Source organism: Paenibacillus sp. J22P143, from assembly GCF_059692035.1.
The window spans coordinates 270,133-281,052 of sequence record NZ_JCAUAQ010000001.1 but is presented as its reverse complement, the minus strand read 5'-3'; the positions used below and the strand labels follow the sequence as shown (position 1 = coordinate 281,052).

The 10,920-nt window shown below is 45.8% G+C and carries 7 protein-coding genes; all 7 read left to right on the top strand.

Annotation, left to right across the window (positions count from 1 at the left end):
• Window positions 1–2 precede the first annotated feature (2 nt).
• The 7 genes from nth to AC58PQ_RS01315 all read left to right on the top strand — a co-directional run bounded on the left by nth (window position 3) and on the right by AC58PQ_RS01315 (window position 10,908).
• Window positions 3–674 (top strand): endonuclease III, encoded by a 672-nt coding sequence (nth, locus tag AC58PQ_RS01345; protein ID WP_497240198.1) that lies wholly within the window; start codon window positions 3–5, stop codon window positions 672–674.
• Window positions 675–699: 25 nt separating this feature from the next.
• Window positions 700–975 carry a hypothetical protein gene (locus AC58PQ_RS01340; RefSeq protein ID WP_028554377.1) on the top strand — a complete coding sequence of 92 codons (276 nt, stop codon included), beginning with the start codon at window positions 700–702 and terminating at the stop codon, window positions 973–975.
• An 84-nt stretch (window positions 976–1,059) separates the two neighbouring features.
• Window positions 1,060–4,773 (top strand): dynamin family protein, encoded by a 3,714-nt coding sequence (locus AC58PQ_RS01335; RefSeq protein WP_497240197.1) that lies wholly within the window; start codon window positions 1,060–1,062, stop codon window positions 4,771–4,773.
• A gap of 262 nt (window positions 4,774–5,035) precedes the next feature.
• Entirely contained in the window at window positions 5,036–6,886 is a 1,851-nt protein-coding gene (locus AC58PQ_RS01330; RefSeq protein ID WP_497240196.1) for an ABC transporter ATP-binding protein, read from the top strand.
• Window positions 6,883–8,730 (top strand): ABC transporter ATP-binding protein, encoded by a 1,848-nt coding sequence (locus AC58PQ_RS01325; protein ID WP_497240195.1) that lies wholly within the window; start codon window positions 6,883–6,885, stop codon window positions 8,728–8,730. The genes AC58PQ_RS01330 and AC58PQ_RS01325 overlap by 4 nt, the downstream gene beginning before the upstream one ends.
• Before the next feature lie 388 nt (window positions 8,731–9,118).
• On the top strand, window positions 9,119–9,934 hold the full coding sequence (locus AC58PQ_RS01320; protein WP_497240194.1) for a GDSL-type esterase/lipase family protein: 816 nt from the start codon (window positions 9,119–9,121) through the stop codon (window positions 9,932–9,934).
• A 14-nt stretch (window positions 9,935–9,948) separates the two neighbouring features.
• Window positions 9,949–10,908 (top strand): ABC transporter ATP-binding protein, encoded by a 960-nt coding sequence (locus AC58PQ_RS01315; RefSeq protein ID WP_497240193.1) that lies wholly within the window; start codon window positions 9,949–9,951, stop codon window positions 10,906–10,908.
• The last annotated feature ends 12 nt before the right edge of the window (window positions 10,909–10,920 follow it).

Sequence of the window (10,920 nt, the reverse complement as noted above, 5' to 3'; positions counted from 1 at the left end):
CTATGACACAGAAGGCAGTAAGATACATCCTGGATACCATCGGTGAACTATATCCGGATGCTCATTGTGAGTTGAACCACAGTAATCCATTTGAATTAACGATTGCTGTATTGCTATCAGCCCAGTGTACGGATGAAACTGTGAATAAGGTTACCAAGGACTTGTTTGAGAAGTACAAACGACCCGAAGACTACTTATCAGTTCCCTTAGAAGAATTGGAGCAGGACATTCGGCGAATTGGACTATTTCGAAACAAGGCTAGTCATATTCATAAGCTGTGTCAATTGCTACTGGACAAGTTCGGTGGTAAAATTCCTGAGAAGCATGAGCATCTGGTTGAATTACCCGGAGTGGGGCGGAAGACAGCTAATGTTGTCATGTCGAACGCTTTTGGCGTTCCCGCAATCGCGGTAGACACTCATGTGGAAAGAGTCTCCAAACGTTTAGGTCTTGTCGGCTTGGATGATTCCGTACTTGAAGTTGAAAAGAAGTTAATGAAAAAAGTGCCTAGAGACGAGTGGACGCAAACACATCATCGATTAATTTTCTTTGGTCGATATCACTGTAAGGCTCAAAACCCTAATTGCACACTTTGTCCGTTATTGGACAGCTGTCGCGAAGGTAAGAAACGTATGAAACCAAAGCCAACTAGGAAAACTATTACAAACAAATGAAATGCAGACAAAGGATGGGATTGAAATGAAATGCATCGCCGTATATACCAATAGCTTCGAATTATTCTCCGATATTTATGAGCAAGTCATCAACACACCATTAGCCGATAATGAGGAAAAAGTCATTGAAGGTGTAACTGTCAGTGAATCCGGTGAGGTTCCTCAGAATTACATAGACAAAATGAAAACAAAATCCGAGGTTGTTGTGATGAAAGTGAAGGATTCGGATATTACGATTCTTCAGCATCGTGACGTTTTTGAAATTTTCCTACCGGAAAAAGAAAAAATCGCCCTCACGTAAGTCCAGAATCTCCCTTTGGGAGATTTTTTTTCTGTAGTTCTGAGATAAATAAATATCGAATCATAAGAGGAGCGGAATGAACGAATGACGCAATTGGTAGCTAGAAGCATCACGGTCATGCCGGATGCGCTTAAGAAGATGCAGCAAGTGCTTGGGCATTCAGGTGATGAGGATAATGCCACGAAAATGGGGCAATTGCTGGATAAGCTCGAAAGTGGACGGATGAATATAGCGTTCTGCGGGCATTTCTCTGCGGGGAAATCGACACTCATTAATCAGCTGTGCGGGCATGCCTTGCTACCGTCCAGTCCCATTCCGACGAGTGCTAATATTGTTAGTATTCGAAATGGGCAGCCTGCTGCACATGTGACACAACGAAGTCAGGATGGGAAGCTCAATCCGCTGGGGACGACAACGACAATTCCACTCAGCGAGCTTGAGGCTTATTGTGTGAATGGAACCGATATCGAAACGGTTGAAATATCGTATCCCATTTCATTTCTTGGCGAGGATACAGCCTTGCTGGACACCCCGGGTATTGATTCTACGGATGATGCTCATCATCAATCCACTGAATCAGCTTTACATCTAGCTGATGTTGTTTTCTATGTCATGGACTATAACCATGTGCAGTCTGAAGTGAATCTTGCTTTTACGAAGAAAATGAAGGAGTGGGGTAAACCACTCTATCTGGTCGTTAATATGATCGATAAACATAAAGAATGGGAGCTTCCTTTCGAGCAGTATCAAACGGGTACAAAACAAGCTTTTTTAAATTGGGGTATCGAGCCGGATGATTTACTGTTCGTAACGATGAAGGTGCCTTCTCATCCGCATAATGAGTATGCTAAGCTGCAGTGGATGCTGAGCCGTCTTATTGAGCGCGGAGATATCTTGCGCAGCTATAGTATAGACGCTTCTGCGCGTTATTTAGCAACCGAGCATGGCAAATGGCTGGCAGAGCAGTATGAACCGCAGAAGGCGGAATTACTGGAATCACTTAGTCAAGAAGGCGATGTTGAAGATGTTCAAACTTTAGCTGTTGCCAAGCAAGATGAATTAACGGTGTTGACAAACTTGCCAGAAACGCTAACGACAGAACTTCGTAAAGATGTTGGTTCGATTATTGAGAATGCGAATATTACGCCTTCCTTAACCCGTGATTATGCCCACTCCTATTTGGAGAGCCGCAAGCCAGGGTTTAAGGTCGGATTTTTCTCGCGCGCGGCTCAAACCGCTGCAGAGCAAGAGAAACGGCTAATAGCTTTTCAAGCAGATTTGGCAGAGCAAGTGGAAGCACAACTGGACTGGCACTTGCGGGATGCGCTGAAGAAAGCTGCAAACGAGCAAGGACAACATGATCAAGCGCTAATTGCTCAGATTGAAGCGCTGAAGGTTGAAGTGACTGGCGACTTGATCGCGTCCCAGGTGAATACAGGAGCGACGTTTGGCGGTGAATACACGCTGAACTACATGAAGCAGCTAGCTGGTGAACTGAAGCTGCTGTACCGCAAACAGGCGTTTGCGGTGATTGACATCATCGCGGCTTCGGTCCGCGATGGTTCCCGTCCTGCCGCCGCTGCGCTAGCGGCAGAGCTGGAATCCCTGAGCGGCCGGCTTAGCGCCTGCCGCGAGCTCGCACGCCTCGAGGAAGCCGAGGCGGCGGCTGAGACCCAGCTGCTGGCGATGGCCAGCTGGGAAAGACCGTCTGCGCCGGCGCTGCCGGATGCGCAGCAGTTCACGGCCATGGAGGAGCCGGCAGCAGCCCCGCTGAGCGGGGCTAACCTGCACACGACCTCCATGGATAAGATCCTGCAGGCCGCCGCGACAGCAGTGTCGGCGGCTGCGGGTACGGAAGCAGCAGCTCCTGCGGAGGCAGCTGCCGTGTCGGCGCCGTCATCTGTGTTCACCACAGGTGAGCACGGCAGGCGCATGGAGCGCAAGGCCGCCGACTTGCAGGCGGCCTCCAGCCTCATCGACGGACTGCCGTCGATGAGGTCGCTCGCGCGCTCCATGCGCGAGAAAGCGGATCGTCTGCGGCAGCGGACGTTCACGATTGCGCTGTTCGGCGCGTTCAGCGCAGGCAAGTCGTCGTTCGCCAATGCGTTGATTGGCGAACGGGTATTGCCGGTGTCGCCGAACCCGACGACGGCGGCGATTAACAAGATCATGCCGCCAACGGAAGACTGGCCGCATGGCACAGCCAAGGTCAAGATGAAGAAGGCAGACGCCATCCTGGAGGATGTGCTCTATTCCCTTCAAATCCTTGGCGTTGAGGCGTCAGATATGACTTCTGCGCTCAAGCGGATTGGTCAGCTTTCGCCTGCTGATGTAACGGCCAAAGGAAAGCCTCATTTCTCATTCCTGAAAGCCGTAGAAAAAGGTTGGGAAGCAGCTTCAAGCCATTTGGGTACTGAGCTCCGAATTACGAAAGATGAGTTCTCAGGCTATGTGGCGGAAGAACACAAGTCCTGCTTTGTTGAATTTATTGAATTATATTATTCGAATCCATTGACGGATCAAGGCATCATCTTCGTTGATACACCAGGGGCAGATTCCATTAATGCCCGCCATACGGGTGTCGCTTTTAACTATATCAAAAATGCAGATGCCATCCTTTTCGTCACTTATTATAACCATGCTTTTTCCCAGGCAGATCGCGAGTTTCTACTTCAGCTTGGCCGTGTGAAAGATAGCTTTGAAATGGATAAAATGTTTTTCATCGTCAATGCCGCTGATTTAGCGGCAAGCTCGGAGGAGCTGGCAGGTGTCGTTCACCACGTGGAAACGAATTTAGTGCAGCATGGCATTCGTCATCCGCGCATTTATCCGATTTCTAGTTATTTGGCGGCAGAAGGTAAAATCAATGGCAATGAAAGTCTAGTCGCACAATCGGGCATTCAACCATTTGAACAGCAATTTGTTCAATTCACCTTGAACGAGCTCAGTGATGTGGCCATCCATTCAGCTAACTTGGAGCTGCATCGAGCGATTGGTACGATGCAGAAGTGGTTGGAGCGGGCACAATCGGGTGAGGAAGAGCGCAGGCTCCAGTTGATCATGTTAGATGAATCGGAGCAGCAGGGCCTGGATCTACTTGAAGACACGCGGTATGATGCTGAGCTTAAGGAATTGAAAAAAGAAATTCAAGAGTTGATGTACTACGTCAAACAACGCACGATGTATCGCTTTGGTGAATTATATAATTTCGCTTTCAATCCATCTACGTTCCGTGATGAAGCCAAAGATCCGAAAGCAGCACTCCAATTCGCATGGAATGAGCTGTTGCGGATGATTGGGCATGATCTATCACAAGAAGTCCTTGCCACTACACTTCGTGTAGAGAATCGCATGAATCTCATCAGCGGCAAGCGAATGAATCGCTGGGGCGAGGAGCTGGGCTTGCTGCTAGAAGGCTTTGAGAAGGCTTCTTACGAGTCCAATACGTTTGTGACACCTGAGGTGACGACGAAGCTTGAAGCATCAGATGTCAGCTTGAAACTGCTTCAGAGTTATTTCAAGAATGCGAAGCAATTTTTCGAGGGTGATGGTAAAAGTAAGCTGAAAGCCGAGTTGGAGAATCGGATCAATGCGCCGGTTGTTGCGTTTCTTGAAGGGCAAACGACGGAGCTTGAACAAGCATACGGCATCCAATTGGAAAATTGGTTAGTTGCTCAGAAATCAATCATGGAGCAACAGGTCAAAGAGCACGCGGAAGGGCTTCGCGATGCCCTGCAAATGAAGATTGATTTGGATGAACTCATATCCAAACAGCATCAGTTGAAGGCATTTGTTTAGTGGTTGAACAAAAGGGGGACTAGGTTCTTTTGAACTTAGTTACCCCTTTTTTTGGATTGCTCATGTAAGGGCTTTCATTGGCGGGTATCCCGATGATTTAAAAGAATAGGGGGGATTACTACACGTTTTTGTGAATTTATGCCTATTTAAGCGTTTAAATCCGAGTATCCTCGAATTGCTCACATATAGTGATGGTGTTAAGATTCATAAAGTGTTCACAAATATTAAGCGTTCAAATCTATCCTTTTAAGGAGGGCCCAAAGTGGATGTATTCAGGCAACTGAAGCCGTATTTTTGGCCAGAGAAAAAACTGTTATTTGGTGCCATTGCTTGTCTTGCAATCGCTACCGCGCTCGGCTTGGTATACCCCAATTTACTTCGTTATTTGATTGACGAAGTCATCACCGAGAAGCAATTTGACCTTGTGCCGCGACTGGCACTCATCGTTGTGGTTGTTGTTTCTATGAAAGGGATGTTCCAGTTTCTGCATGGTCTATTCGGGGGTCGCTTAGGAAACCGTGTTGCCTTCCATTTACGGAATGCGCTCTACAACAGGCTGCAATATCTGTCGTTCCAGTACTACGATCAAGCTAGAACAGGAGACTTGATGTCCAGGTTGACTGCCGATTTGGAAGCGATTCGCCAATTTATTGGCTTTGGCTTTGCTCAACTTCTGAATGTGATGTTAATGCTCGTTTTTGGAATGGGCATGATGTTCTCCATCAATTGGAAGCTAGCCTTACTTACGATGATTACGATGCCATTCCTGGCATTTACAGCAGTTCGCTTTGAGGGCAAAATCCACCCGGCATTCCGGATGGTACGACAGTCCCTAAGTACGATGACGACAGCTGTGCAAGAAAATATTACAGGTGTACGGACGGTTAAATCTTTTGCTCGCGAACCGCATGAAGTATCCAAGTTTGCAGCACGCAATGAAGATTACAAGTCCATGAATATTGAATCGTCAGGCATCTGGGCGAAATATTTTCCGATTATGGAAATTCTAGCGAACTTGAGTGTCGTCATTTTACTCGGGGCTGGCGGCTACATGGTCATTAACGGTACGATTTCACTTGGTGAATTGGTAGCCTGCTTTAGTCTCATTTGGTACATAATCGGGCCGTTGTGGGGGCTAGGCTTTCACATTAATAACTTTACGCAAACCAAAGCGTCTGGTGAAAAAATTCTTGAAATTCTACATCACTACATGCATGTCAAAGACAGTGAAAACGCCGCAGCGCTGACTAAGGTCGACGGGCATGTAAGATTCGATCATGTGACTTTCGCTTATCCTGAAAAACAACCGGCCTTATATGATTTTACATTGGATGCACCTCCAGGCTCCGTTATTGGACTCTTAGGAAGCACAGGCTCGGGGAAAACAACCGTGATTTCACTCCTAATGAGAGCTTATAACATAAAAGAAGGCAAGGTAATGCTAGATGGTAAAGACATTAGATCCTTGCAGCTTGAAAGCTACCGCAGCCAAATTTCAACGGTATTCCAAGAAACATTCTTATTTTCATCTACAATTCGTAACAATATCGCATATGGTCGCAAGGATGTGACGATGGACGAGATTATCCGAGCAGCTAAGCTTGCTAAAGCGCATGACTTCATTTCGGAGCTGCCTGAAGGCTATGATACGCTTGTAGGTGAACGTGGACTTGGGCTTTCTGGGGGTCAGAAACAGCGGATTGCTATCGCACGAGCCTTGATCAAAGATCCGAAAATTCTAGTGTTAGACGATGCCACGAGTGCAGTGGATATGGAAACTGAGCATGAGATTCAAGCCGGATTTGGGGAAGTTATGAAAGGTCGTACGACGTTCATCATCGCACACCGGATCTCCTCCTTGAAGCATGCGGACGAAATCATTGTGCTTGATAAAGGCCGCATTATTCAAAGAGGAACCCATCAAGAGCTTTTACAGCAAGATGGCTTATATCGTCAAACGTATGACATTCAGTATGCGGACGGACCGCAAAACCAAGATGCGCATAAACAAGCTGCGGTTGCCCGTGAAGAGGGTGCTGCTGCAGACGCTATAGACTCAGAGGATAAACCCAAATTCCATGCCTCTAACCCAGAAAGAAGGTTGGCACATTGAGTACTCCATCGAAACAAGCTGAGGCAGCTTCACCAAATCCAGATTCTCAAACAGGGCATCGATTCGTTTATCAAGATGATGAGCTGATCGAAAAACCTTTTGACTGGGGCCAATTAAAGCGCTTGTTTAGTTACATGAAGCCATATCGGAAACAAATACTGCCCATTATCATTATCATGATGCTTCTAGGCGCGATAACGAAGTTGACAGTTCCACTTCTCATCAGTAAAGCGATTGACAATGCCATTATTCCTAAGGATTCGAAATTATTAGTACTAATTGTTGGTATCATGCTAGGGGTATATTTGATTCAATGGCTAGCCAATACATTTCGTATCAAATATACGAATATGATCGGGCAACGTGTTATTTATGATCTGCGTCATGATCTCTTTAGTCATATTCAGAAGCTATCCTTTCGATTTTTCGATACAAGACCTGCCGGCTCTGTGCTCGTTCGTGTAACGAACTATGTAAATTCGTTGCAAGATTTATTTACGAACGGTGTCGTCAACTTATTGATCGATGTTGTTCAACTGGTCGGTATTATCATTATTTTGTTGTCGTTTAACTTTAAACTGGGTGCTTCGATCATTGTAACGGTTCCGATTATGTTTATGATATCGACGAAGCTTCGGACCAAAATTCGCCGCGCATGGCAGGACGTTACCATGAAGCAATCCCGCTTAAATGCCCATTTGAATGAATGTATTCAGGGGATTCGCGTCACACAGGCGTATACACAGGAGAAAGAAAATATTAACTTTTTCACGAAAATGAATATGACCAACCGATTGTCGTGGAACCGTGCTTCCATACTGAATCAATCGTTTGGTCCTCTCATCGAAATTACGGGTGCGATTGGTTATTGTATCTTGTTCTGGTTAGGTGCGCATTTGATTCAAAAGGAAGAAATCACCGTTGGTTTACTTGTTGCATTCGCTACTTACATTGGGTATTTCTGGGAGCCAATTACACGGTTAGGGCAGATGTACTCACAGCTATTGATTGCGATGGCTTCGGCTGAGCGGATTTTTGAATTTATCGATGAGAAGCCGACTGTGGCTGAAATCGAAGGTGCGAAGGATTTACCTCATGTACAAGGGAATGTGAAGTTCAAGGATCTCGTTTTCGAGTATGAGTCAGGACGTCCTGCGTTGAATGGTATCAATTTGGATGTAACAGCGGGTCAATCTATCGCGTTAGTTGGTCATACCGGATCAGGGAAAAGTACGATCATGAATCTCCTTTGTCGTTTTTATGATCCGAATCAGGGAAGCATCGAGATTGACGGACATAACATTAATGGTGTCACGATTCAAAGCCTTCGTTCACAAATTGGTGTCGTGCTGCAAGATACGTTTATCTTCTCGGGTACGATCCGAGACAACATTCGTTTCGGTCGTTTAGATGCCACAGATGATGAGATCGAGCAAGTTGCTAAGGCTGTTCATGCGCATGATTTTATTGCACTGCTGCCAAATGGTTACGATACACAGGTGCAAGAGCGCGGTAATGTCCTGTCTATGGGTCAACGCCAATTGATTTCCTTCGCTAGAGCGCTGCTCGCCAATCCGCGTGTGCTCATTCTAGATGAAGCGACAGCGAGTATTGACACAGATACGGAGTTGAAAATCCAAGAGGCCCTTAAGACACTCCTAGCGGGTCGTACGTCCTTTATCGTGGCGCATCGCCTATCAACGATTCGTAATGCGGATAAAATCGTCGTGCTTGATCATGGACGCATGATGGAAATCGGTAATCATGATGAACTGATGAAGGAACAAAAGATCTACTACGGCTTGATCCAAGCCCAGTATAAATTTTTGCAGGATGCCGTGTAGGCATCTGGAAGAGAGCTGTTCAGCCGTCGTCAGATGGTTGGGCAGCTTTTGTGTTTTTTGAGGTTGAGATGGGCGGAATCTCGCACACGACTCGACTGATTAAGAGTAATTACCTCCCTCCAGAGATGCGGAACGACATTCCGCTGTTTTGGCGAAAATAACGATTTCACGACTAGAGGGGGTTTCTTGAGGATCGTCCTTTTATCGAAAAGCATGGGGAAAAGAGGGGGTTTGACGTGTGATTGAGAGCAAGAGTAGGAGTAAATACCTACTTAAAAACATGTTTTGCGTGCTCTCAGTCGCCCGTATTCATAATGTTTGCAAATTTTGGCGAGAAGCTATAATCTTAAAATGAAAATATGCCAAAGATTCGCAGGAGGGGATAGCATTGAAATCATCTCGATTCATCTGGGGTGCCATTGGTTTAACCGCGTCCATATCTACGATTGTTTTCGCTGTTGGCTTTGCTTACGCGGCGAATCAAATATGGTTTCCTAAAGCATCCGGAGAATTGCAAATCGCCACTGCTGTGCCAACGAAGCCATCCATCATCGAGAGCAGTAGCAAGCTCCAAATTGTAGCACTTGGTGATTCCTTAACGGCCGGAACCGGCGATAACACGGGTAAAGGTTATGTCGGACGAGTCCGCGAAAAGCTAGAAAAAGAAAGCGGAAAGCCTGTTTTTGTATTGAATAATCTCGCGATTCCAGGCTATAAAAGCGATCAACTTCTAGCAGATTTGGCGCTGAAAAAGACGCAGGATGCACTGTCGCAAGCGGATATCATTTTGGTTACCATCGGCGGAAATGATATTTTTGCTGGAGGAGAAGGTCTTTTTAAAGGAGCTAACCAAACTGAATTTAATCCAGAGGCAGCAGAAAAGCGGGTAGACCCTGCGCTGGCCAAAATGGAGAAAATCATCTCAACCATCAACAAAGCGAACCCGAAAGCAACGCTATTATATATCGGTTTATATCATCCTTTTCTTGATCTTGACCCATCGAGAGAGGGCTCATTAACCGTGCAACGCTGGAATAACGGCGTCTTTAAGCTCACAAATCAATACCCACAGATGCTAGTCGTTCCAACCTACGACCTATTTGAGCAAAATTTGATCAAATATTTATCTTCTGCCGATCATTTTCATCCTAATGGAGATGGTTATGAACGAATCGCGGAACGGATTGTCCAAATTTTAAAATAGGGAGGGCATGGAAGATGGCTATAGCAACGCCTCAGATCGTTCTATCTGTCAATAATCTAAAAAAAAATATTAAAAACAAAGAAATTATCAAAGGCATTTCTTTTGATGTATATGCTGGTGAAATTTTTGGCTTTCTTGGACCCAATGGTTCAGGCAAAACAACAACAATTCGTATGCTTGTGGATTTAATACGTCCTACGGAAGGGACTATACACATCTGTGGATTCGATGTTCATAAGGAACATAATGAAGCCATGAGAAAGGTAGGCTGTATCGTTGAAAATCCTGAACTCTATTCCTACTTAACAGGCTGGGAAAATCTCGAGCATTTTGCCCGCATGCTGCCGGATGTGGATGAGAAACGGATCCAGGAAGTTGTCGAAATTGTCTCGATGGATGCTCGGATCCATGATAAAGTACGCACCTATTCTCTGGGCATGCGCCAGCGTTTAGGGATAGCTCAGGCTTTGTTAGGTAGACCAAGTCTTCTGATTTTGGACGAGCCTACGAACGGACTTGATCCACAGGGGATTAAAGAAATGAGGGAGTTTATTCAACGATTAGCTGCGGATGGACTTAGTTTGTTTGTCTCTAGCCACTTGCTTAGCGAACTTCAGCAAATGTGTCATCGCGTAGCGATTATTAGTCATGGCGAAGTGATTCAAGTTGGTGCTGTAGACGAACTAATTGCTCAAGGCGGCAGGGTTGTATGGACGGTTTCACCGGGTGAAGACGCGGAACGCGTGCTCCAATCATCAGATTTCGTGATTTCAGCGCTCGCAGTGGAGTCTGATAACCTAACAAGCTTACCAACAGCAGTTAAGCAGATTTCAACACAAATGGATCAAGCTGATATTCCTAAGCTTAGTCAACTCATGATCGAAAAAGGAATTAGCCTGTATGCGGTAGAAATTAAAAATCCAACACTCGAAGATTTGTTCTTGCGTTTAACCGAAGGGGAACGAATAGAGTAGGAGAAGGTGAAT

Bases quoted from the DNA above. Each gene is read 5' to 3' on its own strand.
- AC58PQ_RS01315 (WP_497240193.1), top strand. From the start codon at position 9,949: ATGGCTATAGCAACGCCTCAGATCGTTCTATCTGTCAATAATCTAAAA.
- AC58PQ_RS01335 (WP_497240197.1), top strand. From the start codon at position 1,060: ATGACGCAATTGGTAGCTAGAAGCATCACGGTCATGCCGGATGCGCTT.
- AC58PQ_RS01340 (WP_028554377.1), top strand. From the start codon at position 700: ATGAAATGCATCGCCGTATATACCAATAGCTTCGAATTATTCTCCGAT.
- nth (WP_497240198.1), top strand. From the start codon at position 3: ATGACACAGAAGGCAGTAAGATACATCCTGGATACCATCGGTGAACTA.